The following is a 23,596-nucleotide window of genomic DNA, read 5'->3' as shown; positions in this document are numbered from 1 at the left end:
TCGTGGGCGACGCCGCGTCGAAAGGGGAAGAGGGCCACGCCATGGGCGAGGCGTTCTGCTGGCGCCCGCACGCGGGGCGTGACGGGGATCGCTGGCGTCGGCTGGGAGGCGGCGCCGTGACAGGGCGCGCTGGCCGCAAACGGCGTGCAATCGTGATCGGATCGGTACCCGAATATCGACGCACACCGGCGATTTAATGCAATTCTTCGGCCTAGATGATACCGGAAGGTCTGTCAGACCGCAGCATAGACCCTGCTGTCGAGGCCACTACAGTGCGCGTTGCGCGGCGTTTTACCGCCGCTTTCGCTGTTGCGGCGACGATCGCTTCACCGTTTCGTAGCTTCAGCGATCGGCGGCGAGTTTGGCCGCGAGGCCGATCAGCGCGGTGCCGCAAAACGCGTCGATGGGGCGGCGCAGGCGCTTGTAGCCGCGCTGCGTGCGTTGATCGGCGAACAGCAGCGCGAGGCTCGCATGCCAGCCGAACGACATCGACGCGACCAGCGCGAGCGCCGCGCCGTAAAACCACGTGGGCGGATGGGCGGGAAACACCGCGGCGAACACGCTGGTCCAGAACACGCAGGACTTCGGATTGGTGAGGCAGGTGAGAAAGCCCGCGCGCCACGTGCGCAGCCAGGTGCGGCGATCGGGCGGCGGCAGCGGCGTCACGGGCGCTTCCGGTGCATGCGTTTCAGCGGGGTCCTTGCGCACGCCCGAGCGCAGCAGCTTGAGGCCGAACCACAGCAGATACAGCGCGCCCGCCACGCGCACACCCTGATAAAGCCAGTCGATCTGCTGCAGCACGGCGGCGAAGCCGAGCATCGCAAGCGCGGCCCATAGCGTCGAACCTGCGCCCACGCCGAACGCCGAAGCGATACCGAGCCCGCGCCGCCCGGCCAGCGAAAGCTGCGTCACCATGAAAAAGTTCGGTCCCGGACTGATGAGCGCGAAGGCGTAGACGACGGCGATCTGAAGCAGCGTGGCGAGGTGGTGCATGGCGGCGGGCGTTGAAATGGCGGGCTGCAAAAAAACGCGCCGTTCGAGGCGCGCGACGCGACATGGTAGCGCGGCGCGAGCCCCTGTGCGTGCAAATCCACGCGCCATTGCATCGGTGTCCTGCCGATGTTTTCGGCGCCGCGTTGCGCGCGCCTCAGGCCCTTATTCGAGCCGCAGCCGCGCCATATACGGCAGGTGATCGGACAGCCACGCGGTTTCCTGCGCGGGCTGGATCAGCTCGACCGGTTTGAGACCGCGCACGAACATCTTGTCGAGCGCGAGCGCCGGCGAAAACGCCGGGAAGGTGCGCGCGGGTTCGCCCAGCAGCGTGGCCACTTCCTGCAGGCCGTGTTCGGCGAAAAGCGGCACGGAATCGTTGCGCCAGTCGTTGAAGTCGCCCGCGAGCACGAGCGGGCCGTCCGGCGCTTCCTTGGCGATCCAGTGCGCGATCCACGTCATCTGCCGCATGCGTGCGCTGCGCGTGAGCGCGAGGTGCGCGCACAGCAGCGTGACCGACTGGCCCGCGAAACTTGCGCGCGCAACCAGCAGGCCGCGCCGCTCGAACCGGTGCGCCGAGATATCCCAGCGGCCGCCCAGATCGAGCGGATGCGGCGAAAGAATCGCGTTGCCGTGCCGCCACGAAGGTTTGAAAACGTTCGGTCCGAGCGCGATCTGCAAGTCGAGCGCGTGGGCGATTTCCGTCGCCTGGCATTGCCAGACATCTTCGATGGGGTCGCCCAGCGGCGCGCCGAATGTCGATGACAACAACGGCTGCGGCAGACGCCGCGCCATCGCTTCCTGGAGAAACCAGGCATCGGCATGGGTGGATTGGACCCAGCGCCGCATCGCTTCCCAGGCCTGAAAACCGAGCGGCGAGCGGCCCTTGTGCAGGTTCCAGCTCACCGCGACGAAGTCCCCGGTATGAGCCGGGTCCAGGTCGATCAGAGGTTGTTCGAAATTTCGCATGCTGGTTACGGCAGGTTCTTACGACGATTTTTTACGACGGCTTCAAGGCGATTCCGCGCCCGATTCCGCGCCCGATTCCGCGCCGATGCCAGGCGCGCATCAAGGCTGCACCGAGGGCGGCGCGAGACTCGCCCGCACGCGATAGACGATCGTCGGGTCCTTGTCCACGATGGTCCAGTTGACCCACTGGCCAGCCGGCAGATTCAGCCCCGGATGGCTCGCGCCCACCTGGCGCGGTTGCGGCGGCAGCTTGCAGCCATCGGTGGTTTTGGGCGCGGCGGGGTTTTCCAGCGTTTCCTGCGCCTCGATCTGCATCAGCGTGTCGCTCGCGCTCGCCTGCAAGGGCGAAACGGTGATGGTGCGTTGCAGGTCGATGCTGCCCGCCGGTTGATCCTTGCAGCCGACGTTATGCGAGACGACCTTGTGGTGCGTATCCGTGCGCGCCTGGCCGACGGTGGTGGTGCCGTCGAACGTATCGATCTGCTGGCCGTCGCGCATCACCTGCAGCGTCCAATGGACCGAGGGCGGCGTGCCGTCAGGCGCAACGGCGACGGGCGCCGATGCCGGCCGTGCGGCCTGAGTCTGCGAGGCCGCTTTCGCGAGCGCGGCGCTGGCGGCGGCATCGGTGAATCCATTCGGTTTGCCGACGGGCGCCGAGGCTGGCGTAGCCGGCGTGGTCTGGGCCTGCGCGCCCGTGGCCGGCAGGGCGGCGCCGGCGCACAGCGCAGCAGCGATCAGGTAAGGCTTCAACGGTGTCCACAACGTCATATACCGGGCTCCATGCACGCATGCCGCGCGACTCGACAAAGGCGTTTCGCAGCGGCGGGCGGGTTCCTTATGACCATCGATCCTATACCGGGTTCGCAAACGCCGGACCGCAACAGTCCATTGCAGATGGGGACGGCGCGGCCGCGCTTCAACCACTTCGCATATCGACATTGACGACATATGCGCAACGATGGTGCATTTTTATCGTCAGTGGAAATGCGATTGTTATTTCTATTGCAACGGTGACTTGTTATTTATTGGGATGGTTTATCGATAGTACGTGTTTACACTGAAGTCACTGAGATTCACCGACCCAGCGCGATTGCCGGCATTCATGGCTAGATTTGCGCGCGCCGATTACCGATCTTTACCGTTAGAGGTTTCGTCATGAAGAAGACTGTCTCGCTCGCCGCTCTCGTTCTTGCCGCTGCTACCGCTTTCGCCGCCGCACCGGCTTTTGCCTCCGGTTACGCCTCCAGCAACGCGCCCAAAAGCCGTGCCGAAGTCAAGGCCGAACTCGCGCAGGCCCGCGCCAGCGGCGAAATGCAGAACCCGAATTCGCCCGACTATCCGCAGCAATTCGCCACCGGCGGCTACTCGGTTCCGCGCGTGCAGATCGCTACGCCGCGTCACTGAGGGCAACTGGGTAAAGCGCAGATCCGCAACCCGCATTAACTGATCCGCATCGCTTCCTGAAAGCGCGTGTTCGCCAGCACGCCTACACCGCGAATGGGCATCGGAGCCACCGCCGCGCACGGCGTACAATTTTCGTGAGGCGGCGCCGGTTTCGAATCGATTCAACCCGCATGTCGATAGACGATTCGCAGCGTGGCGCCGCGCCCATCGCATAGACGCAGGCGGCGCGCAGAAGCACAGGCAGCGCCGCCGCAATGGCCGGAGGCGGGCGCAGGGACATGGATCAGATCGAATGTGTGGTGATCGGGGCGGGCGTGGTTGGCCTTGCCGTGGCGCGCGCGCTGGCCGCGCGCGGACGTGAAGTGATCGTGCTGGAGGCCGCCGACGCGATTGGCACCAGCACCAGTTCGCGCAACAGCGAAGTGATCCACGCGGGGCTCTACTACCCGCGCGGCTCGCTCAAGGCGACGCTGTGCGTGCGCGGGCGCGAAATGCTCTACGAGTACTGCGAGTCGCGCAAGGTGGCGCACGCGCGTTGCGGCAAATTGCTGGTCGCCACCGCGCCCGCGCAGATTGCGCAACTCGATTCGATCCTCGCGCGCGGCAAGGAAAATGGCGTGTTCGACCTCACGCGCATCAGCGCGAGCGAAGCGCTTTCGCTCGAACCGGCGCTCGAATGCGTGGCGGCGGTCTACTCGCCGCAAACCGGCATCGTCGATAGTCATCAACTGATGCTGGCCCTGCAAGGCGATGCCGAACGCGACGGCGCGATGGTTGCGCTCAAATCGCCGGTCGAATCGATCGACGCCACGGCGAACGGTTTCGTGATCCGCACGGGCGGCGATGCGCCCACCGAGATTCGCGCGGCCAGCCTGATCAACAGCGCGGGACTGCACGCGACGCATATCGCCAAACGCATTCGCGGTCTCGATTCGCGCCATATTCCGCCGCTTTATCTCGCGCGCGGCAATTACTTCAGCGTGTCAGGGCGCGTGCCGTTTTCGCGGCTCATTTATCCGATGCCGAACGAGGCCGGTCTTGGCGTGCATCTGACCATCGATCTGGGCGGCCAGGCGCGTTTCGGGCCCGACGTGGAATGGATCAAGTCGATCGACTATGACGTCGATCCGCGTCGCGCCGAGGCGTTTTACGCGCAGATCCGCAGCTACTGGCCGGGCCTGCCCGATGACGCGCTGCAACCGGCTTACGCGGGCATCCGGCCGAAGCTTTCGGGTCCGGGCGAACCGGCCGCCGATTTCGTGATTCAGGGCAACGCCGCGCATGGCGTGCGCGGGCTCGTGAATCTGTTCGGGATCGAGTCGCCGGGTTTGACGGCCTCGCTCGCGATCGCGCAGCGCGTGTGCGAAATGGCGGGGCGCGCTTAAGGACGCTCAGACGTTGCGTCAATCCGCCGCGCCCGCGGCGGTTCAACCGCGCGCAAGGCCCACCCAAGCCCCAGCGGGCCCCATTTCTCGCCCGTTCAAGGCGCATCTTTCGCAAGATGCGCTTCCCTTATCTCCGGAATTTCGGGCGCACGCGTCGTGGCTGCGTTGCTATCCTTCACGCCACGCCGTCGTCAGAACGGTGTGCCCACAATACTGGAGTACGTCCCATGAAATCGTCCCGCCGCAGCTTTCTGATCACGAGCCTTGGCGTCGCCACGACCGTTGCGCTGTCGCGTCAGGCCTTCGCCGACGCGCCGAAAGCCACCGAGTCGGACCCCACCTCCCAGGCGCTCGGCTACAAGCTCGACGCCAGCAAGGTCGACAAGGCGAAATTCGCGAAATACGCCGCCGGCCAGGATTGCAGCAACTGCACCTTCTATCAGGGCAAGGCCACCGACGCCTTCGCTCCGTGCCCGATGTTCGGCGGCAAGCAGGTCGCCGGCAAGGGCTGGTGCAGCGCCTATAACAAGAAGGCCTGAGCCTGCTTCAGACGGCGCGCGCTTCGGGACGCATCGGCGGCACTCAGGCCCGCGCCATCAACAGCGGCGGACGCCTGCCGAACCACGGGCGCGCCGCTTCCAGTTGCGCCGCGAGTCGCAGCAGCAACGCATCGTTGCCCTCGCGCGCCGCGAATTGCACGCCGATCGGCAAACCGCGCGCATTCCACGCGAGCGGCACCGACATCGCCGGCTGTCCCGTCAGATTGAATAGCTCGGTGCAGCCCGCCCACGCGAAAGCCTTGTTCGAGGCTTCGGTCAGCAGTTTTCTCATCAGCGCTTCCACCGGCATCGCCGTGACGGCGCGCATCTGCATGCGCTCCGCCTGCGTGGGCTTCAGTTCGCCGATTTTCACCGGCGGCCCCGCGAGCGTCGCGCACAGGATCACATCGAAACGCGTCATCAGATCGGCGAGTTGCGCGGTGATGCGCTGCTGCACGTCGAGCGCGGCAGGCAGTTCGCGCTCGCCGAATTTGCGGCCGATATGCGCCATCGCCCAGGTGGCGATCTCGAAGTCCTGACGGCGCGGCTTCGTGCCGGTGATGGTGTCGGCGTTGAGCACGTATTGTTCGGCGACGACCGACCACAGCATCAGGAACGCCTCGCGCGCCGCCGAAAAATCGATGCCCAGTTTCACCGGCTCGACGTTGTGACCGAGCGAGGCAAGCAGCGCGGCCGCGTCGTCGAGCGCGCTGCGCACGTCGGGCGAAAGCGCATCGGCGAAGAGAGGGTCGTCGATATAGGCGATCGCCAGCGGCTTGCTGCCGTCGAGCGGCTCGCGCGCCGCCGCCAGATAAGTGCCCGGCGCGCCAGGCGCGAGCGTGGGATCGCCCGCGAACAGATCGAGTACGAGCGCGCTGTCACGCACGCTGCGCGACACGGCCAGATCGACGCCCAGCGCACCGGGCGCGGGTGGCACGTTCGAAGGCGGCTGCTTGCCGCGCGAAGGCTTCAGGCCGAACAGCCCGCAGCACGAGGCGGGAATGCGGATCGAGCCGCCGCCGTCCGACGCATGCGCGAGCGGCACGATGCCCGCCGCCACCGCCGCGGCCGCGCCGCCGCTCGAACCGCCCGGCGTGTGATCGAGACTCCACGGATTGCGGCAGGCGCCGAACAGTTCCGGCTCGGTGTACGGCATCTGGCCGAGTTCCGGCGAACTGGTCTTGCCGAAGATGTTGAGACCGGCGGCGCGAAAACGCTCGACCACGGGCGCATCGACCGTCGGCACGTAATGCCGGTAGTGGCGGCTGCCGAAGGTCATGCGCAGACCCGCGACCGACGCGCCCAGATCCTTGATGAGAAACGGCACGCCCGCGAGCGGCCCTGGCGCGAGCGCCTCGAAACCGTCGCCGCCCGCTTCGATGCGCAGCGCGCGTTGGCGCGCGGCGTCGTAGTCCTTGAGCACGACCGCGTTGATGGCGGGATTGGCGGCCTCGACGCGCGCGATGGCGTCGTCGAGCAGTTCGCGCGCGCTCACATCGCGGCGCTGCACGAGTTCGGCGAGGCCGATGGCGTCGTATTCCAGATAGTCGGACTGCAAGTGGTGCACTCCTTGTCGGCGTCGGGAAGCAGCTTGCGACGCAGTTGAGCTTGTTTCAGCGGACAAAATAAAACGGCCATTGCAGCGATTCTGCCGCAATGGCCGTTTTTTAGATGTCCGTGCTTGTCACAACCCGGTCACGCGTTGTTTTCGCGATGTTTTCGCGATGTTCTCGTGTGAGTCGCGCACATCGAGCGACTTACAGATGCTCGGCGAGGAACGCGAGCGTGCGGCCGTGCGCGAGCGCCGACGCGTTCTGGTTGTACGACGCGCGCACCGAGCAGTTGAAGCCGTGATCGGCGCCCGGATAGATATGCACTTCGGCGTTGTCGCGGCCTGCGAAACGCTCCTTCACCTGGCCGACCGCGTCGAGCGGAATGCCGTGATCGAGTTCGCCGTAGTGGAACAGGATCGGCTGCTTGATCTTGTCGGCGAGATCGAGTTGCGTGTGGATGCCGCCGCCGTAGTACGAAACCGCGACGTCGACTGCGCCCGCGCCCGCCGCCATGTAGGCGAGACGTCCGCCCAGGCAATAACCGATAGCCGCGACGCGGCCCGTGCACTCGGGCAGCTTGCGCAGCGTGTCGGCGGTAGCGGCGATGTCCGAAGCCACGTTGCCGAAATCGAGTTGCTTCATCAGTTCGATGCCGCGGTCACGGTCGGCGCCCGTGTATTCCAGCTCCACGCGCGGCGCGCTGCGCCAGAAGATGTCCGGCGCGATCGCCACGTAGCCGTCCAGCGCGTACTGCTCGACGACGTCGCGGATATGGCCGTTCACGCCGAAGATTTCCTGCAGGATGACGATGCCGGGGCCCTTGCCGCCCTTGGGCAGGGCGAGATAGGCGCCGAAGCTGTCCTTGCCGGCGGGAATGTCGATCCACTTGGTCGATACGCTCACGTTGCTCTCCTTCTTCGCGATTAGGTAATGCCGAAAAAACAATGCCGTAAAAACGGGCAGCCAGTTTGCCATAGGCCGGTGACATCACGCAGCGCGCTTCTCGCCGGCACCGTTCTCGCAAGCGGATCGTAATGATCTCGATTATTCATTTTTCGCCTGCGAAGGGCTTCGTTAGAGTCGGTGGCGGGCATCGTTCGATCAGCAAGGATATCGCCATGACTTCTTCTTCGGCTTTTGCGTCACTTCCTGCGCCACGTTCTACGTCATTCAGCCGCCGCTTCGATTTGCGCCTGCCGCTCGTCCAAGGTCCGATGTTGGGGGCGAGCACGCCCGCGCTCGCGGCCGCTGTGTCGAATGCGGGCGGCCTGGGTTTTATCGCGGTTTCCGCGCTGGCACCCGAAAAGCTCGCCAGCGAAGTGGCCGCGCTTCGCGCGCTCACCTCGAAGCCGTTCGGCGTGAATCTGTTCGTGCAGGACGTCGCGCGCCCGGACGACGCCACCGTGCGCCGCGCGCTGTCGGCCATCGATCCGTTGCGCGCGCAATTCGATCTGCCGCCTGGCGCGCCGCTGGCGGCTTATGCTCCGGACTTTCGCGCGCAACTGGATACGCTCGTCGATCTGCGCGTGCCGGTCGTGAGCTTCACCTTCGGTCTGCTCGGCAAGGAAGACGTGGCGCGCCTGCACGCGGCGGGCAGCTACGTGATCGGCACCGCGACGCACGTGGCCGAAGCGCTCGCCTGGCGCGATTCGGGCGCGGACGCGATCGTCGCGCAGGGCGCCGAAGCGGGTGGCCATCGCGGCACCTTCATCGGCGACGTGGCGCATGCGTTGATCGGCACGATGGCGCTGGTGCCGCAAGTCGTGGACGCGACCGGTCTGCCCGTGCTGGCGGCGGGCGGCATCATGGACGGACGCGGTATCGCCGCCGCGCTCGCGCTGGGCGCGCAGGGCGTGCAGATGGGCACGGCGTTTCTGGGCTGCGTGGAAAGCGCGATCGCCGCCGACTGGAAAGCGCGCCTGCGCACGTCCGCCGATACCGCCACGTCGGTCACGCGCGCGATCACCGGCCGTCACGCGCGCGGCATCCGCAATCCGCTGATGATGCAACTCGAAGCGCGCGCTGAAACCGTCGCGCCGTATCCCGTGCAAAACGCGCTCACGCAGGAGTTGCGTCAGCGTGCGGCGCGCGCGAATGACGGCGACTGGCTTTCGCTGTGGTCGGGGCAAGGCGCGCCGCTTTCACGCGTGCGCGAAGCGGGCATCGGCGCGGCACAACTCGTGGAGGCGATCGACGCCGAATGGCGCGCCGCGTTGCGCAGTTTTCACGCCTGAAGATAGACGCGCGGCGTAGACATCGCGCGGACATAAAAACCGTGCTGCGCACATCACCTGGCGCGTCGCGCGAGCGCGTCAGGAATTAATCGAAAGCTGACTTTAACGATATCGATTGTCATGTTGTACGAATCAGTTGCGCACTCAATCAACTTCGAATCAACTTCGCCTCATGCAAACGTTGCCGCGCCGCTTTTTCGCCCGCCTTATAACTCGCCAAAAATATCAAAAAAATATTCGGATGGACCCTGGAGAAAGCTTTCTAAAGGATTGCAAACCTCTTTTTCGAGCCTTGCTGGATAAGGGTTTGCGAGAAATTGATCAGGGTTTCGAAGCACTCGGGTGAAAACCTATTGGTACTCGCCCCGATATCTGAAAAAAGTCCCCCAAATTAATTTGATCACCTACACTTGCGCGCAAGTATGGTGCGCGAACGCTGTCACAAACGGCATTCGAAACCATACTGGCCAGGTGCATCAAGGATGCATCCTGCGTGGTCGTCCGCACGGGGAGCGACACGTTCGGGGCGCGGGGGCACAGGGCGATTACGTAGCTTTTGGGTTCGAAACTGGAGACTTACATGACTATCAAGCTTCACAAGCTGTTGCCGATCAGCGCTGCAGCCATGCTGTGCGCCTCATTCGCAACGGTGGCGAGCGCCGACGAAACCATCAAGATTGGCCACGTCGCGCCGCTGACGGGCGGCATCGCGCACCTTGGTAAAGACAACGAAAACGGCGCGCGTCTCGCAGTCGAAGAGATCAACGCCAAAGGCCTGACGATCAACGGCCAGAAGGTCACGCTCGTGCTCGACGCGCAGGACGACGCGGCTGACCCGCGTACGGCTACGCAGGTCGCGCAGAAGCTCGTCGACGACAAGGTCGTGGCAGTCGTTGGCCACCTGAACTCGGGCACGTCGATTCCGGCTTCGAAGATCTATAGCGATGCAGGCATCGTGCAGATCTCGCCGTCGGCCACGAACCCGGCCTACACGCAGCAAGGTTTCAAGACGACGTACCGCGTCGTGGCGACCGATGCGCAGCAAGGCCCGGCGCTCGCGAACTACGCGTCCAAGACCATGAAGGTGAAGAGCGTCGCTATCGTCGACGACTCGACGGCCTACGGTCAGGGTCTCGCGAACGAATTCGAAAAGACCGCCAAGTCGCTCGGCATGAACGTGGTTTCGCATGACGCGACCAACGACAAGGCCGTCGACTTCCGCGCAATTCTGACGAAGATCAAGGGCGAAAACCCCGACGCGATCATGTACGGCGGCATGGACGCCACCGGCGGCCCGTTCGCCAAGCAAGCCAAGCAGCTCGGCCTGCGCGCCAAGGTGCTGGCCGGCGACGGCGTGTGTACCGACAAGCTCTCGGACCTGGCCGGCGACGCAACCGACAACATCGTGTGTTCGGAAGCCGGCATGGCGCTGGAAAAGATGGCGGGCGGCAAGGCATTCGAAGCGAAGTACGAAAAGCGCTTCGGCCAGCCGATCCAGATCTACGCGCCGTTCACGTATGACGCGGTGTACATCATCGTCGACGCGATGAAGCGCGCCAACTCGACCGATCCGGCGAAGATCCTCGCTGCGATGCCGGCCACCGACTACAAGGGTGTGATCGGCGAGACGACCTTCGATGCGAAGGGCGACCTCAAGCATGGCGTGATCTCGCTGTACAACTACAAGGCAGGCAAGAAGTCGCTGCTCGACGTAGTGAAGATGTAATTGCGCATGCAGCGCCCGCCGGTTCGCCGGCGGGTGTCGATGTGAAAAAGCCCGGCACTGGAAGGTGTCGGGCTTTTGGTTTTTTTGAGTGAAGTCTGATGTCTCGGTCGGCTTCAAATCCCCAATCGCCGCAACACCTTCGGCCCGGCAAATGCCACCAGCGCCGCGCACAGCGCGACGACCGCGAGACCGACGGTGAGATTCGTCACCTGCGTGATTGCGCCGATCACCACCGGCCCGAACAGCAGCCCGAAATACGCGATGCCCGCGACGTGCGCGAGGCCTTCCGCCGCGTGAATGCCCTTCACGCGCGCCGCCGCCGCGAACAGCACCGGCATCATATTGGCGAGGCCGAGACCCATCAGCGTGAAGCCGGTCAGCGCGGTGATCGAATACGGCAGCAGCAGCGCGCCGATCATCCCCGCACACGCCAGCGAGGCGCTCGCGAGCACCAGTTGCGGCGCGCCGAAGCGCGCGCGCACGGTATCGCCCGCAAAACGCGCGATCGCCATGCCGCCCGAGAACGCCGCGTAGGCGGCGCTGGCGAGCGCGGGCGTCGACACCACGACGTCGCGCATATACACGGTCGCCCAGTCGTACATCGCGCCTTCGGCGATCAGCGCGATCAGGGCGATGCCGCCGAGCGCCCACAGCGCGGGCGTGCGCCAGCGGTTGCCGGTTTTCGCGTGCTCGCCATGGGCGGCGTGCGGCACGTGCGGCAGCACGGCGGGGCACGAAATCCACAGCACGACCGCAGCGAGCGCCGATGCCAGGAACAGATGCAGCGCGGGCGCCATGCCGCGCGACAGCAGCGCGCCGCCGGTCGCCGCGCCCGCCATCCCGCCCAGGCTGAACATGCCGTGCAGCGCCGACATGATCGGGCGGCCGACGGCTTCTTCGACGGCGCTGGCTTCGGCGTTCATCGACACATCGAGCGTCGCCATGCCGATGCCGAACGCGGCCAGCACGACCAGCAGCATCCAGTAGTACGGCACCACGAGGATCAGCGCGCCGCAGATCGACATCGTCAGGCCGCCCGCGAGGCAGGCGCGGCGCGAGCCCACGCGCGCGATCCAGCCGCCGATCGTCGTCATGGCGGCGATCGAACCGCCCGCCACGGCGAACAGCGCGTAGGAGAGCATCGCGGCGCTCAGGTGGAATTTGTCGCGCACCGTGGGCACGTGCACGCCCCAGGAGGCGTACATCATCCCGGCGATGAAGAACAGCGCCATGGTGGCGTAGCGCGCGCGCTCGCGCGTGGCGGCGGGCAGGGCGCGATGGGCCGCGGCGGGCGTTGCGGCATGCGGCGCGGAAGAGGACGTCGAAAACGCCGGATCGGTGGTGCGGTCGGACACGGAAAATCCCGTCGAAGAGAGGGCGCGCGCTGAATCGGCGCTGATTGGAGGCGACCGCCTGGCCGCACGCGATGGGCAGCACAAGCCGTCTGAAAGGCAAGCGATGATTCTAGCGAAGGCGCGCCGGTCCTGCTCACGCCGGTCCTGCGCGCGGTTTGCTCTAATAGAAGATAGAAAGCGAAGGCGGTTGGTCATCGCCGCCATATCGGCATCATCGACATCATCGACTCCACCGACCGAGGACGTTTCCTTGAAGATTCCCGCTCACGCTCCGCTGCATCTGCTGCATCAGGTCGGCGCCGGCACGCTCGCGACCCATGCGCGCGATCCGCATGGCTTTCCGTATCCGACGCTGCTGCCCTTCGCGACCGACGCCCAGCATCGCCCCGTGATCCTCGTGAGCCGTCTGGCCGAGCACACGCGCAATCTGCAGGGCGACCCGCGCGCGGGCTTTCTGGTGGCGCAAACCCAGGGCGACGACGTGCTGAACGCGCCGCGCATGACCTTGCTCGGCCTGTTCGAGCCGACCCATGACGATGCCGGTTCGCCGCTCGCGCGCCGCTATCTGCGCTATCACCCGGACGCGGCGCGTTATCTCGCGCTCGGCGACTTCACGTTCTGGACGCTGCATATCGAGCGGCTGCGCTATATCGGCGGCTTTGGCGCGATGGGCTGGCTCGACGGCGCCGATCTCGACACGCTCGAACCATTGGCCGCCGAGGAAGAAGAAGCACTGATCCGCCTGGCCGAAGTGCGTCCGGCGCCGCGCGATCGCTTTGCGCTGCTGGGCGTGGACCGTTACGGCGCCGATCTGCTGATCGACGGTCAACGCACTCGCGAAGTTTTCGAAACACCGCAACGCGATGCCGCATCCTTGCATGCGGTGCTAGCCGATTGTCTCGCCCGTTACTCAGACTGAATATTTTCTCTAAATCACGGCAGTGCTAATGCGCTGCCGTGTATGGTGCATTGCGCCATTCAGCGATTATGAGCGGGATTCGTCAGAAGTTATCATGGCATGAAATGTTTGGTCAGTTTTAGTCAGTTAATTTCCATGCCTTGCGATTTATGAGAAACGGATTTATCAGAAAAAAGGGGCATTTAGTAAAAATACCGATTTGCACGATATGAAAGATTCTTTCCATTTGTTCTATCGAGCAAACACCGGCTAAGCGTGGCCAATCGGCAAGCAAACGTTTCGTAAAATATTTTGATTATTTTTATTGCCGCGCGCTTTTCGCGACATTCGATTGTGTGTTAATCTCGCCTCCAATTTCCGAGGCGCATCAACTGTCAATCGGCATACTGGCATCAGATCGGTAGCCATTATCAACAAACCACCAAGGCACCTGACTCATGTCGTCATACAAAGAACTCCTCGCTCAGCGCGAAAAGCTGGAAAAGCAGATTGAAGAGGCGAAGGCTCGCGAATATGCCGAGGTCCTCGACGAAATCAAACAGAAAATGTCCGACTACGGCATTACCATCGCCGAACTCGGCGGCAGCCGCGCTGCAGGCAAGGCCGCCAAGGCAGCCAGCCGTTCGCGTGCGAGCGTCGCGCCGAAGTACCGCGACCCGGACAGCGGCAGCACGTGGTCGGGCCGCGGCAAGCCGCCGCGCTGGATCGCCGGCAAGGACCGCGATCAATATCTGATCTCGAAGTAATAAGTAGTAATGGGGTGAGCTCCAGAGCTCATCGCTTAAAAAGAAGCCGCGCTGTCACGTGAGACGCGCGGCTTTTTGTTATTTACCTTACCGAACCTTTCTTTCGCTTTCTGGAGTTTGCCGCGTGTTTTGCATCGCTGCGGCCTGAACGGCCTGCACGCTTCTACGTGAGATGCTGAACGCGAATACGAAGGGTTCTTGTAGTCGCCTGATTTAAAAGAGGTTTCCAGGGTTATCTCCAATTGGGGACGGCGTGGCGTTTACAATCGCTGAAATATCCCTCGCGCTTTTGACCAGCATGTCGCCTTCCACCGCCGCCGCGTTATCCGATAAACAGCAGGTCGCCCGCAAGACAACGTATGTCAGCGTTGTCTTGAATTCGGTGCTGGTCGTGCTGCAAATTGCCGTCGGCGTGATTGCGCATTCGCAGGCCTTGATCGCCGATGGCGTGCATTCGCTTTCCGATCTGGTTTCCGATTTCGTCGTGCTGATCGCGAATCGGCATAGCGGAACAAAACCGGATGCCGATCACAATTACGGTCACAGCCGTTATGAAACCGTTGCGTCACTATTTCTCGGCGCATTATTGATTGCGGTCGGTGTGGGCATGCTCGCGCGCGCCGGCACGCGTCTGGCCAATCTCGGCGATATTCCGCCCGTGCACGCGAGCGCGCTTGCGGTGGCGGTGCTGGTGCTGGTGTCGAAGGAAGCGCTGTTTCGCTACATGCTGCGCGAGGCGCAGCGCGTGCGCTCGGCCATGCTGATTGCGAACGCGTGGCATGCGCGTTCGGATGCGGCGTCGTCGCTGGTGGTGGCGCTGGGCATTGTCGGCAGTCTGGCGGGCGTGCGCCTGCTCGATCCGATCGCGGCGGCCATCGTCGGCTTCATGGTCGCGCGCATGGGCTGGGTGTTCGGCTGGGATGCGCTGCAGGATCTGTCAGACCGCGCGCTCGACGAATCTGCCGCCGCCGATCTGCGTGCGCTGCTGACGAGCACGCCCGGCGTGCTCGACGTACACGAACTGCGTACGCGCAAGACCGGCGACCTCGCGCTGGTGGACGCGCATATTCTGGTCGATCCGTTTATCTCGGTATCCGAAGGACATTTCATCGCGGAAATGGCGCGCACGCGTCTGCTCAACGATGCGCGCGTGCTGGACGCGCTGATTCACGTCGATCCCGAGGACGATATGCATGTGCGATCGGTGTCGAATCTGCCGCCGCGCGGCGAAGTGGCCAGCGCGCTACGCGAGGCGCTGGCGGCGCATGACGTGCATGTGGAAGCGGTGACGCTGCACTACCTGAGCACGGGCCTCGACATCCAGTTCGTGCTGGCGGCGCGCGACGACGCAAAGCGTCTCGCCGATGTCGATCTGGAAGCGCTGCGGCGCAAGCTCGGCGCGAGCCGGCTGGAAGCCGTGCAGATGACGGCGGATACCGCGACGCCGCCGCGTTGAGCGCGGCGCGCGTTAAAGCGCCATGACCGCGGCAATCAAAGTGGCATTTAAAGCGGCAACTGTGTATCGAACTTGATCTCGCGCAGCACGACGCTCGTGCGCACCTGCGCGACCGCCGGAATGCGGAAGATGCGTTCGTGCAGGAAAGTGTCGTAGGACTTGATGTCCGGCGCGACGATCTTGAGGATGTAGTCCGATTCGCCGGTGGTGCTGTAGCACTCGGTCACTTCGGGGCAGGTGGCGATCTCGCGCTCGAATGCCTCGACGCCGCCTTCGGTGTGGCGCGTGAGATGGATATGCGCGAGCGCGCAGACATGCAGGCCGAGCTTTTCGCGATCGAGCAGCGCCGTGTAGCGCTGGATCACGCCCGACTGTTCCATATCCTTGATGCGGCGCCAGCAGGGCGTGCTGGAGAGCCCGACCTGATCGGAAATTTCCTGCACCGAGCGGCGCGCGTCGAGCTGCAACAGGCGCAGGATCTTTTGAGAGAACGTATCGAGTGTCAAATGCGCCTCCAGTGCGTCGCCGTATTCCCGAATGTTAGAGGCCGGGAAAACGAAACGCAATGCAAACCGCAGATGACGAGGGAGATTACCTAATATTGAGTCCGACGCGCGGCGTTTTGCCTTGAGTTGGCCCTTTCAGCCGCGCCTCGAATGGACCGTGAATGTACCTTCACTGGCCCTTGGCATCGGCAGCGTCGCCGGCATTCGCCATCGCGCTGAGCGCGGCCTGCTGCGCGCGCAGATCGGCGAGCATGTTGCAGAACAGCGCGCCTTGCTCGATGGCGTCGTCGAGCGCCACGTGCGTATGCGGATGATCGTCGAACCAGTGCTTCGGAAAGCGCGGCTTGATGTTCTTGCGATAAGGCAGACCGGTGATCGCAAACGCCAGCGTCTTGATATCGAGCGCCGACCACGAGAACGGACAGCGCCCCGCAAAACGCATCATGTACCAGAACATGAAGGTGAAATCGAAACCTGCCGGCATCGCCACGAATACCGGCTTGCCCGGCAGCGCCTCCACCCATTCGACATAGGCCACGAGCGCTGCGGCCGGGTCCTGCAGATCCTTGCGGCAGGCGGCCCATGCTTCGGGCTGCGTTTCCCACCACGCGGCCTGCACCGGATGCGGCGCGGCGCCGTCGAGCGTCGCGAGATTCGCCGAGAACGTGGCGATCAGGCGCTTGTCGGCGGTATAGGCCGCCGAGGCGAAACTGAGCATCGAGTGCGGGCCGGGAATCGGACCGTCGGCCTCGACGTCGGTGCTGACATAGATTTCTTCGATGGCGGCTTGATTCATCGCTTCCTGTTGATAGCGCGCAACCGGTTCAGCCGGATGCGCGTGTTGATGGGCGTTGGGTTCAGCCCCACTGCGCCTGGCTCGGTTTGTCGCCGACGACGCTGTCCGCCACGTAGGGATTCGAGCGGCGCTCCTCGCCGAACGTCGAGACCGGCCCGTGGCCCGGCACGAAGGTGACGTCGTCGCCGAGCGGCCAGAGCTTTTCGCGGATCGAGCGCACGAGATCGGCGTGATTGCCGCGCGGGAAATCCGTGCGGCCGATCGAACCGGCGAACAGCACGTCGCCGACCAGCGCGATCCGGTGCTCGCGGCTGAAAAAGACCACGTGACCCGGCGTGTGGCCGGGGCAGTGATAGACCTCCATCGCCTCGTTGCCGAAGCGCACGGTGTCGCCGTCGAGCAACCAGCGATCCGGCTCGAACGCCTGCGCGTGGCCGAAGCCAAAGCGCACGCTCTGCTGCGGCAACTGCTCGATCCAGAAGCGCTCGTCTTCCTGCGGGCCTTCGATCGGAACACCGAATTTGTCCGCGAGTTCCCTGGCGCCCGCGCAGTGATCGAGATGACCGTGCGTGAGCAGCACCTTTTCGAGCTGCACGCCCTGCTTGTTGATCTCCGCTTCGATGCGATCGAGATCGCCGCCCGGATCGACGACGGCGGCGCGCTGCGTCGCCTCGCAGACGAGCAGCGAACTGTTTTGCTGGAACGGCGTGACGGGGATCAGCGTGACTTTCATGCGCGCGGTCGGGCTCAGGTCGTGGAGTGAGGAGAGGGTTTGTCGTTTTAGAGGCGCGCCTCTAGCGCGAGCCGGAGGCGAACCCAAAACCCGATTGTACCGGGGTGCGCCAGGGGCCGCCCGCGCTTGCCGGGGGATCGGCGCATGCCTTGTCTGACAAGGGCTGGGACGAATGCAAACCGGCCGCGCCAAACGTCTTTATTGCATCAATAGTTAGAAATCATGGCAATTTGCGGGTGCCGAGCATGACAGGAATTACTTTTAGGTATAATGCGGTCCATCAAGCACGTTTGCGCGTGCATTCACTGGGCGATGTGACCTGCAGTAAATAATGGGTCGCGATGCATCGCCGTCAAGCAGTGCCGTCTCAGAGGCTAGCTAAACAGGCTGCCTTACAAGACGGCAAATCAGGTGCCGATCCGTTCGGCACCGCACGTCTTACCCAGCCAGGCGCCGCGCGCCTGCCACGGACTTGCTGCCGTGACGCTGGGTGGGGCCTACGCCGCCGTTCCTGTGCGCCGTGTTGTATCCGGCGTGCCTGAATGTGTACATCGCGTTCGATGGCGGCATGTGGGGTCTGGTCAGGCTGCCGGGGACAGGTTGCGCCAGACGTGAAAGAAAACCAGCGGTTAGCGGCATATGGGGCCGCATCCGGGTATTGGCACTCGCACGCCTTTTGTTCACACGACAAGGCGCGCGCGGCGTCCTATTGCCTGCGACCGCCGGGGTTATCCAGCGATGCACCACCAGGGTGCAGGACAGCCTCGAAACGTGATGGCTAACTTATGAACTTTGGACTTTCTCGACGACGACTCGGGAGTCTCGCAGCCGTGTCCGTGCTGGCAGGTTGTGCCATGCCGCCCGGCCCACAGGACCAGGCGCAGGGCAACGCGCTCAGCACCAAGGACGCGCACACCGCGTTCGCGTCGCCGCAGAGCTATGGCTCCGCACTGGCGGCGCTGCCCGCTTCGGGCGCCAGTCGCGACAACTCGCTCGCCGATGCACAGGCGATCGACGACAACGCTGTCGACGTCGGCTCGTTTCACCAGACCGGCCGCGCCTCGTGGTACGGCCGCGCTTTCCACGGCCGCAAGACCGCCAGTGGCGAGCGTTTCAATATGGAAGCCATGACCGCTGCGCACCGCACGCTGCCGCTTGGCTCGTATGTGCGCGTGAGCATCCCGGCGACCTCGAAGTGGGTGGTGGTGAAGATCAACGATCGTGGCCCGTACGCACGCGGCCGTGTGATCGATCTCTCCTACGCCGCCGCGAAGATGCTCGGCCTGCAGCATGCCGGTACGGCGAAGGTGAACATCGAAGGACTCTCGCGCCAGGAAGCGAAGGCTGCTCAGGCCGCTCAAGCTGAAATGCTGGCTGCGAACTCGAACAACACCCAGTGATCGCTTGAGCCTTGCGGCTCGGCTGGACTGGCGGGTTTTGTCGACGTGATTCGATCCGTGTTGGCGCGTGGCGCGCACCGGACGATGCACGAGGGCCGAATCCCGTTAGATTCGATGTGATGTGTATCAAAACAAAGGGCTGCCCGGATCGGGCAGCCCTTTGTTATTTCTGCTGGCTTCAGCGGGACGCAGTCGGTCTTCAGTCGCTGTCTTCGCTGCCTTCGCCCTTCAGTTCGAGCGCACGCGCGTAGAGCGCATTGCGCGACGCACCCGTGAGCGCCGCCGCCACCTTCGCTGCGCCCTTTACCGGCATCTCGGCTAGCAGCACGCGCAGCATGGCATCGTGATCCGCCTCGCCGGATTCAGGCGCGCTCGCGCCTTCCACGACCAGCACGAATTCGCCGCGTTGACGGTTCGCATCTTCGGCGAGCCACGTTGGCCCTTCGGCCAGGGTGCCGTGCCAGATCGCTTCGTGTAACTTGGTCAACTCGCGGGCGATCAACAGACGCCGCGCGGGACCGAACGCATCGGCGAGCGCCTGCACGGTTTCGATAATGCGATGCGGCGCTTCGTAGAACACCATCGCGTGCGCATGCGAGGCGAGCGGCTGCAACGCGCTAGCGCGCTGCTTCGCCTTGGGCGGCAGAAAGCCGAGGAAGGTGAACGTCGATACCCAGTCGCCCGCCGCGGAAAGCGCGGTGGCGAGCGCGCTTGCGCCCGGCAGCGGCACGACCTGGAAACCGGCGTCGCGCACCGCATCGACGAGCTTGGCGCCCGGATCGGAAATGCCCGGCGTACCCGCATCGGACACACAGGCCACGCGTTCGCCCGCGCGCAGATGCTCGATCACGCGCTGCGCCGCTTCGCGCTCGTTGTGCTCGTGCACGGCGATAAGCGGCTTCGAAATACCGTAGCGCGTGAGCAGCTGGCCGGTATTGCGCGTGTCCTCGGCGGCGATGCGATCGACTAGACCGAGCACGTGCAGCGCGCGCACGGTGATATCGGCGGTATTGCCGATGGGCGTCGCCACGACGTACAGCGTGGCGGCCGGATATTGCTGGGCCTGTGCGAGTTCGAAAGGAGACGACGTCATGACACGGAACGCGCGAACGCAAGAAAAGAGGCCGTCATTGTGCCACGCAGGGGAGCGCGCGGCGGCGGGGACGCATGTCGAGCCCGCGAAGGCGGCGCGCACCGACCGCGACAACTTTTCTGTACGAGCCCGGTCGAAGTCGGAACGCCGTGCGATAGGCGCGCGCTTCGAGGCGCATGCGCTGAACTGGCTGCAACGTCAGCGCCTGGTGCTGGTCGCGCGCAACGTGCATTGCCGCGGCGGCGAGCTTGATCTCGTGATGCGCGAGCGCGACGGCACGCTGGTGTTCGTGGAAGTGCGGGCGCGCACGCAGGCCACCTACGGCGGCGCGGCTGCGAGCGTGGGCTGGCACAAGCGGCAGCGCCTGCTGCGCGCCGCGCGTCACTATCTGCTCGCGTATGCGGCCGAACACGACGCCTTGCCGCCGGCCTGCCGCTTCGACGTGGTGACGTTCGAAGGCGGCCGCCTCACGTGGCTGCGCGACGCGTTTCGCGAAGATGAAAGCTGAAGTCGGACGCTGTAGGCATAAAGAAGCACGCGCGATGGAAAAGAACGCCGGAAGAGAACCCCTGCGAGTGCGCTAAACTTGCGGCACGCCGCAACCAAGGGATTTTCGCGAGAGAACATCGCGAAACCCGCAGTACAGATTAGAGAGTCGATGTCCGTCGAACGTATTCAACAGCATTTTCGCGATAGCGCAGCGACCCAGCTCGCCGCGATGGAAACCCAGGCGGTGCCGATTGCCGCCGCGGTCGATACGATGTTCGCCGCGCTGGCGAACGGTAACAAGATCCTGACCTGCGGCAACGGAGGCTCGGCCGCCGACGCCCAGCACTTTGCCGCCGAACTGATCGGCCGCTTCGAGCGCGACCGTCCGGGCTTGCCCGCGCTCGCGCTGACGACCGATGCATCGGTGCTCACGGCGGTGTCGAACGACTACGCCTACGAGCAGGTGTTCGCGCGCCAGGTGCGCGCACTCGGCCAGCCCGGCGACGTGCTGCTCGCCATCACGACTTCGGGGAATTCCGCGAACGTGCTGGCGGCGATCGTCGAAGCGCACGAACGCGAAATGATCGTGATCGCGCTGACGGGCAAGGGTGGCGGCCTCGCCAACGAAACGCTCGCGGATACCGATATTCACCTGTGCGTGCCGTCCGAGCGGACCGCGCGCATCCAGGAAGTACACCTGCTGACCATCCATTGCCTGTGCGACGGCATCGACGCGATGCTGATGGGCGAAGATTGAAGTCGGACTGACACCGTAGGATCAAGGAGAGGGAGTTGATGAGCAGAAACGGCATGACGCGCGCGCTGGCACGGACCACGCTGACGATCGGCTTCGCGGCCTCGCTGTGCGCGAGCCTGCAGGGTTGCTTCCTCGCGCTCGCGGGCGCGGCGGGCGGCACGGCACTGGTGGCGACCGACCGTCGCACGGTGGGCTCGCAAACCGAAGACCGCGAAATCCAGGTGAAGGCGCTGTCGAATGTGTCGAGCAATTTGCCCGATACCGCGCACGTCAACGTGGCGGTGTTCAATCAGCGCGTGCTGCTGACTGGCGAGGTGCCGGACGAGGCGTCGAAGCAGAAGGCCGAGAGCGTGGTGCGCGGGATTCCGAACGTGGGTTCGATCGTCAACGAGCTTTCGGTGCAGCCGGCGAGTTCGTTCTCGTCGCGTGCCAATGACTCGTATCTTGAAGGGCGTGTTAAGAGCGAGCTGGTGCTGTACAAGGAAATCTCGGCGAATAACTTCAAGGTTGTGGCCGAGCGCGGAAATATCTATTTGATGGGGCTTGTGACGCAGCGTGAAGGTAATGTTGCGGCCAATGCATCGAGCACGGTTTCGGGCGTGGCGCAGGTGGTGAAGTGCTATCAGTACATCGCGCCGGAACAGGCGATGGCTTCGTCTTCGGGTAATGCGCCGGTTTCCAATGCTTCGGTGCAGGGTAGCGCTGCGGATGCGCCGACGGTTGGCGCGATCCCGGATTCGGGCGTGAGTTCGCGTCCGATCGATCAGCAGTCGCCCGCGCCGGTGATGGAATCGTCGCCTGCGCATTCGGGCTCGACTGGAGCGTCGATGTGATGGTGCGGCGTTTGGTGGTTGGGCTGGTGTTGATGGGGACGGCTGCGGCTTCTTTTGCCGCCGATGGTGTTGCGGTGGCTCGCGCGAATGCCTGTATGGGCTGCCATGCGGTGGATCGGCGGCTTGTTGGGCCTTCGTTCAAGGATATCGCCGCGAAGTACAAGGGCGATGCGGGCGCGCAGGCGAAGCTGGAAAAGAAGGTGCGGGATGGTGGGTCGGGGGTTTGGGGTGCTATTCCGATGCCTTCGCATCCGGGGATGAGCGCCGGCGATATTCATGATGTCGTTGCCTGGGTTTTGGCTGGGGCGCCGGCTTCTTCCGCTAAGTGATTTGGGTTGCTGCGGCGCAATTTCTCGGTTGGTACACCGAAAAATAGGTGTGCTACACTCGAACGGCAGTGGGGCGGTAGCTCAGCTGGGAGAGCGTCGCGTTCGCAATGCGAAGGTCGTGAGTTCGATCCTCATCCGCTCCACCAAGAATTTCGAAAACCACAAACCCCGCGCAGCCAAAGGCTCGCGGGGTTTTGCGTTTCTACGACCGACACGCAACAGCAAAAAACCCAGTTTCACCCCAACCACTCCCACCTCAAACTCACTACCCTAAAACAACAGCCTCCACAAACCTCCCCAACAACTCCACCGATTCCTGCCACCCCAAATAACACGCCTCAACCGGAATAGCCTCCGGAATCCCTGCCTGGGTAACGTTCACCTCCGTCCCACAAAACACCTCCCTCAGCACCACCGTAGTCACCATCGTCCCCGCCAGATTCGGATCATCGAACACAGCCGAATACCGAATCCGCTCATACGGCACAAGCTCAAGATATTCCCCGCCAAACGAGTGACTCGCCCCATCGGTGAAGTTAGTAAAAGACATCCGATACTTCCCGCCCACGACAGCATCGATCTGCTGCACCGCCGCAGTAAACCCATCCGGCGGCAGCCACTTCACCAGCGCTCCAGCATCCAGAAAAGCGCGATAAATCCGCTCAGCCGGCGCGCGCATCACACGATGAATTCGCACAGTATTCGTCGCCATCCCAAACCTCCTGATCAATAGAATTCAGAGACACGAGGCATGCGCCTCAAACCCCGCCATCGCCTAAACTTCCCCCATACCCCGCGAACAATCCACGAGCCAAAGAAGCCCAAAAGCAGGAGGCCGCCATGCCCGCGCTTCAACCCGAACTCGAGCCGCAAACGCTCGCTTACGAAGGCTTCGAAATCCACATCTGCGCTGCGCCGATAGAAGAAAACGCCGTGCGCTACACCTACACGGGCTACGTCTGCCACCCCGGCGCAAACCCGGCGCAACCCGGCCACACCGTCCCTTATCACGCAGACGGCGAAGAAACCTTCCGCACGCAGCAGGAAGCAGTAGAAGAAGCCGCCCACATCGGCCGCAGCATCATCGACGGCACGCATCCCGATCTCTCGGTGTTATCGCTCGTCACCCACGGCTACTAATCGCAACTAACAGCCCCGCCCCTCAGACCCCCCGCCACCACGGCCACCCAGCGCAACAGCAAGACCACCACCAACACCAAAAAACCAATACCCCAAAACCCCACCCGTTGCGCCATCCCATCAGTTTCACGAAACCGTCATTGGAACGGCGTGAAACCATTGCCTCGAACCTACATTCCTTACTAATATTTCAACAGATTACAAGGCGCCGGAACGCCGCGCCACCGCCGTCCTCTACGAACAC

At 63.9% G+C, this 23,596-nt stretch carries 24 protein-coding genes, 1 tRNA gene and 1 pseudogene; 15 read left to right on the top strand and 11 right to left on the bottom strand.

The window, feature by feature from the left end:
• Nucleotides 1–342 precede the first annotated feature (342 nt).
• The 3 genes and pseudogenes from G3N59_RS12975 to G3N59_RS12965 all read right to left on the bottom strand — a co-directional run.
• A complete protein-coding gene (locus tag G3N59_RS12975; protein ID WP_205983031.1) occupies nt 343–993 on the bottom strand; it encodes a LysE family transporter in 651 nt (216 codons plus the stop codon).
• Nucleotides 994–1,155: 162 nt separating this feature from the next.
• Nucleotides 1,156–1,959: an endonuclease/exonuclease/phosphatase family protein gene (locus G3N59_RS12970; protein WP_205983028.1), complete on the bottom strand. Its 804-nt coding sequence runs from the start codon at nt 1,957–1,959 to the stop codon at nt 1,156–1,158.
• A 99-nt stretch (nt 1,960–2,058) separates the two neighbouring features.
• A pseudogene (locus G3N59_RS12965) lies at nt 2,059–2,466 on the bottom strand (hypothetical protein); the annotation flags it as partial.
• A gap of 648 nt (nt 2,467–3,114) precedes the next feature.
• On the opposite strand from G3N59_RS12965, the gene G3N59_RS12960 reads away from it, so the two are divergent.
• From G3N59_RS12960 to G3N59_RS12950, 3 genes are all read left to right on the top strand, one after another.
• Nucleotides 3,115–3,363 (top strand): DUF4148 domain-containing protein, encoded by a 249-nt coding sequence (locus G3N59_RS12960; RefSeq protein WP_205983027.1) that lies wholly within the window; start codon nt 3,115–3,117, stop codon nt 3,361–3,363.
• A gap of 278 nt (nt 3,364–3,641) precedes the next feature.
• Nucleotides 3,642–4,748, top strand: coding sequence for an NAD(P)/FAD-dependent oxidoreductase (locus G3N59_RS12955; protein WP_205983026.1), 1,107 nt, complete (start codon nt 3,642–3,644; stop codon nt 4,746–4,748).
• Between the two features lie 227 nt (nt 4,749–4,975).
• Entirely contained in the window at nt 4,976–5,287 is a 312-nt protein-coding gene (locus G3N59_RS12950) for a high-potential iron-sulfur protein (RefSeq protein ID WP_205983025.1), read from the top strand.
• Between the two features lie 43 nt (nt 5,288–5,330).
• Here G3N59_RS12950 and G3N59_RS12945 read toward each other — a convergent pair whose 3' ends face one another.
• Together G3N59_RS12945 and G3N59_RS12940 are read right to left on the bottom strand one after the other, a co-directional pair.
• Nucleotides 5,331–6,845: an amidase gene (locus G3N59_RS12945; protein ID WP_205983024.1), complete on the bottom strand. Its 1,515-nt coding sequence runs from the start codon at nt 6,843–6,845 to the stop codon at nt 5,331–5,333.
• Between the two features lie 199 nt (nt 6,846–7,044).
• On the bottom strand, nt 7,045–7,743 hold the full coding sequence (locus tag G3N59_RS12940) for a dienelactone hydrolase family protein (RefSeq protein ID WP_321813755.1): 699 nt from the start codon (nt 7,741–7,743) through the stop codon (nt 7,045–7,047).
• 215 nt (nt 7,744–7,958) lie between these two features.
• On the opposite strand from G3N59_RS12940, the gene G3N59_RS12935 reads away from it, so the two are divergent.
• Together G3N59_RS12935 and G3N59_RS12930 are read left to right on the top strand one after the other, a co-directional pair.
• Nucleotides 7,959–9,074, top strand: coding sequence for a nitronate monooxygenase (locus G3N59_RS12935; RefSeq protein WP_205983022.1), 1,116 nt, complete (start codon nt 7,959–7,961; stop codon nt 9,072–9,074).
• Nucleotides 9,075–9,654: 580 nt separating this feature from the next.
• On the top strand, nt 9,655–10,800 hold the full coding sequence (locus G3N59_RS12930; protein ID WP_205983021.1) for a branched-chain amino acid ABC transporter substrate-binding protein: 1,146 nt from the start codon (nt 9,655–9,657) through the stop codon (nt 10,798–10,800).
• A gap of 113 nt (nt 10,801–10,913) precedes the next feature.
• On the opposite strand, the gene G3N59_RS12925 is transcribed toward G3N59_RS12930, so the two are convergent.
• Nucleotides 10,914–12,071 (bottom strand): MFS transporter, encoded by a 1,158-nt coding sequence (locus G3N59_RS12925; RefSeq protein WP_241023429.1) that lies wholly within the window; start codon nt 12,069–12,071, stop codon nt 10,914–10,916.
• A gap of 334 nt (nt 12,072–12,405) precedes the next feature.
• Between G3N59_RS12925 and G3N59_RS12920 the strand changes: the two genes are divergently transcribed.
• From G3N59_RS12920 to G3N59_RS12910, 3 genes are all read left to right on the top strand, one after another.
• Complete coding sequence (locus G3N59_RS12920; protein ID WP_205983020.1) at nt 12,406–13,074, top strand: pyridoxamine 5'-phosphate oxidase family protein; 669 nt, start codon at nt 12,406–12,408, stop codon at nt 13,072–13,074.
• Nucleotides 13,075–13,511: 437 nt separating this feature from the next.
• On the top strand, nt 13,512–13,820 hold the full coding sequence (locus G3N59_RS12915; RefSeq protein ID WP_205983019.1) for an H-NS histone family protein: 309 nt from the start codon (nt 13,512–13,514) through the stop codon (nt 13,818–13,820).
• A 298-nt stretch (nt 13,821–14,118) separates the two neighbouring features.
• Entirely contained in the window at nt 14,119–15,276 is a 1,158-nt protein-coding gene (locus G3N59_RS12910; protein ID WP_205983018.1) for a cation diffusion facilitator family transporter, read from the top strand.
• Nucleotides 15,277–15,323: 47 nt separating this feature from the next.
• Here G3N59_RS12910 and G3N59_RS12905 read toward each other — a convergent pair whose 3' ends face one another.
• The 3 genes from G3N59_RS12905 to G3N59_RS12895 all read right to left on the bottom strand — a co-directional run bounded on the left by G3N59_RS12905 (nt 15,324) and on the right by G3N59_RS12895 (nt 17,311).
• Nucleotides 15,324–15,782 carry an Lrp/AsnC family transcriptional regulator gene (locus G3N59_RS12905; RefSeq protein ID WP_065062295.1) on the bottom strand — a complete coding sequence of 153 codons (459 nt, stop codon included), beginning with the start codon at nt 15,780–15,782 and terminating at the stop codon, nt 15,324–15,326.
• A gap of 169 nt (nt 15,783–15,951) precedes the next feature.
• Nucleotides 15,952–16,578: an exonuclease gene (locus tag G3N59_RS12900; protein WP_205983017.1), complete on the bottom strand. Its 627-nt coding sequence runs from the start codon at nt 16,576–16,578 to the stop codon at nt 15,952–15,954.
• A 61-nt stretch (nt 16,579–16,639) separates the two neighbouring features.
• The gene (locus G3N59_RS12895; protein WP_205983016.1) at nt 16,640–17,311 is read right to left on the bottom strand and encodes an MBL fold metallo-hydrolase; all 672 of its coding nucleotides are present in this window, start codon (nt 17,309–17,311) and stop codon (nt 16,640–16,642) included.
• 785 nt (nt 17,312–18,096) lie between these two features.
• On the opposite strand from G3N59_RS12895, the gene G3N59_RS12890 reads away from it, so the two are divergent.
• Nucleotides 18,097–18,711, top strand: a complete 615-nt coding sequence (locus G3N59_RS12890; protein WP_205983015.1) for a septal ring lytic transglycosylase RlpA family protein — start codon at nt 18,097–18,099, stop codon at nt 18,709–18,711.
• 199 nt (nt 18,712–18,910) lie between these two features.
• Here G3N59_RS12890 and rsmI read toward each other — a convergent pair whose 3' ends face one another.
• Nucleotides 18,911–19,804: a 16S rRNA (cytidine(1402)-2'-O)-methyltransferase gene (gene rsmI, locus G3N59_RS12885; RefSeq protein ID WP_205983014.1), complete on the bottom strand. Its 894-nt coding sequence runs from the start codon at nt 19,802–19,804 to the stop codon at nt 18,911–18,913.
• Between rsmI and G3N59_RS12880 the strand changes: the two genes are divergently transcribed.
• The 5 genes from G3N59_RS12880 (at nt 19,803) to G3N59_RS12860 (ending at nt 22,358) form a co-directional block, all read left to right on the top strand.
• Nucleotides 19,803–20,312: a YraN family protein gene (locus G3N59_RS12880; RefSeq protein ID WP_205983013.1), complete on the top strand. Its 510-nt coding sequence runs from the start codon at nt 19,803–19,805 to the stop codon at nt 20,310–20,312. The genes rsmI and G3N59_RS12880 overlap by 2 nt on opposite strands.
• Nucleotides 20,313–20,462: 150 nt before the next feature.
• Nucleotides 20,463–21,050, top strand: coding sequence for a phosphoheptose isomerase (locus tag G3N59_RS12875; protein ID WP_205983012.1), 588 nt, complete (start codon nt 20,463–20,465; stop codon nt 21,048–21,050).
• A gap of 38 nt (nt 21,051–21,088) precedes the next feature.
• Nucleotides 21,089–21,883 carry a BON domain-containing protein gene (locus G3N59_RS12870; RefSeq protein ID WP_205983011.1) on the top strand — a complete coding sequence of 265 codons (795 nt, stop codon included), beginning with the start codon at nt 21,089–21,091 and terminating at the stop codon, nt 21,881–21,883.
• Between the two features lie 32 nt (nt 21,884–21,915).
• Nucleotides 21,916–22,212, top strand: coding sequence for a c-type cytochrome (locus G3N59_RS12865; protein ID WP_241023428.1), 297 nt, complete (start codon nt 21,916–21,918; stop codon nt 22,210–22,212).
• Nucleotides 22,213–22,282: 70 nt separating this feature from the next.
• Nucleotides 22,283–22,358, top strand: a tRNA-Ala gene (locus G3N59_RS12860).
• A gap of 119 nt (nt 22,359–22,477) precedes the next feature.
• On the opposite strand, the gene G3N59_RS12855 is transcribed toward G3N59_RS12860, so the two are convergent.
• On the bottom strand, nt 22,478–22,924 hold the full coding sequence (locus G3N59_RS12855) for an SRPBCC family protein (protein WP_205983009.1): 447 nt from the start codon (nt 22,922–22,924) through the stop codon (nt 22,478–22,480).
• 128 nt (nt 22,925–23,052) lie between these two features.
• Between G3N59_RS12855 and G3N59_RS12850 the strand changes: the two genes are divergently transcribed.
• Nucleotides 23,053–23,352: a hypothetical protein gene (locus G3N59_RS12850; RefSeq protein WP_205983008.1), complete on the top strand. Its 300-nt coding sequence runs from the start codon at nt 23,053–23,055 to the stop codon at nt 23,350–23,352.
• The last annotated feature ends 244 nt before the right edge of the window (nt 23,353–23,596 follow it).

The organism is Paraburkholderia sp. Ac-20340, from assembly GCF_017104965.1.
Classification (GTDB): domain Bacteria; phylum Pseudomonadota; class Gammaproteobacteria; order Burkholderiales; family Burkholderiaceae; genus Paraburkholderia.
The sequence above is the reverse complement of the archived record's forward strand: the minus strand, read 5'-3'. Positions and strand labels throughout refer to the sequence as shown.

Excerpts from the sequence above, each read along its gene's own strand:
- G3N59_RS12975 (WP_205983031.1), bottom strand. The coding sequence starts at position 993 with ATGCACCACCTCGCCACGCTGCTTCAGATCGCCGTCGTCTACGCCTTC.
- G3N59_RS12970 (WP_205983028.1), bottom strand. The coding sequence starts at position 1,959 with ATGCGAAATTTCGAACAACCTCTGATCGACCTGGACCCGGCTCATACC.
- G3N59_RS12960 (WP_205983027.1), top strand. The coding sequence starts at position 3,115 with ATGAAGAAGACTGTCTCGCTCGCCGCTCTCGTTCTTGCCGCTGCTACC.
- G3N59_RS12955 (WP_205983026.1), top strand. The coding sequence starts at position 3,642 with ATGGATCAGATCGAATGTGTGGTGATCGGGGCGGGCGTGGTTGGCCTT.
- G3N59_RS12950 (WP_205983025.1), top strand. The coding sequence starts at position 4,976 with ATGAAATCGTCCCGCCGCAGCTTTCTGATCACGAGCCTTGGCGTCGCC.
- G3N59_RS12935 (WP_205983022.1), top strand. The coding sequence starts at position 7,959 with ATGACTTCTTCTTCGGCTTTTGCGTCACTTCCTGCGCCACGTTCTACG.
- G3N59_RS12930 (WP_205983021.1), top strand. The coding sequence starts at position 9,655 with ATGACTATCAAGCTTCACAAGCTGTTGCCGATCAGCGCTGCAGCCATG.
- G3N59_RS12915 (WP_205983019.1), top strand. The coding sequence starts at position 13,512 with ATGTCGTCATACAAAGAACTCCTCGCTCAGCGCGAAAAGCTGGAAAAG.
- G3N59_RS12910 (WP_205983018.1), top strand. The coding sequence starts at position 14,119 with ATGTCGCCTTCCACCGCCGCCGCGTTATCCGATAAACAGCAGGTCGCC.
- G3N59_RS12900 (WP_205983017.1), bottom strand. The coding sequence starts at position 16,578 with ATGAATCAAGCCGCCATCGAAGAAATCTATGTCAGCACCGACGTCGAG.
- G3N59_RS12895 (WP_205983016.1), bottom strand. The coding sequence starts at position 17,311 with ATGAAAGTCACGCTGATCCCCGTCACGCCGTTCCAGCAAAACAGTTCG.
- G3N59_RS12890 (WP_205983015.1), top strand. The coding sequence starts at position 18,097 with ATGAACTTTGGACTTTCTCGACGACGACTCGGGAGTCTCGCAGCCGTG.
- G3N59_RS12880 (WP_205983013.1), top strand. The coding sequence starts at position 19,803 with ATGACACGGAACGCGCGAACGCAAGAAAAGAGGCCGTCATTGTGCCAC.
- rsmI (WP_205983014.1), bottom strand. The coding sequence starts at position 19,804 with ATGACGTCGTCTCCTTTCGAACTCGCACAGGCCCAGCAATATCCGGCC.
- G3N59_RS12875 (WP_205983012.1), top strand. The coding sequence starts at position 20,463 with ATGTCCGTCGAACGTATTCAACAGCATTTTCGCGATAGCGCAGCGACC.
- G3N59_RS12870 (WP_205983011.1), top strand. The coding sequence starts at position 21,089 with ATGAGCAGAAACGGCATGACGCGCGCGCTGGCACGGACCACGCTGACG.
- G3N59_RS12865 (WP_241023428.1), top strand. The coding sequence starts at position 21,916 with ATGGGGACGGCTGCGGCTTCTTTTGCCGCCGATGGTGTTGCGGTGGCT.
- G3N59_RS12855 (WP_205983009.1), bottom strand. The coding sequence starts at position 22,924 with ATGGCGACGAATACTGTGCGAATTCATCGTGTGATGCGCGCGCCGGCT.
- G3N59_RS12850 (WP_205983008.1), top strand. The coding sequence starts at position 23,053 with ATGCCCGCGCTTCAACCCGAACTCGAGCCGCAAACGCTCGCTTACGAA.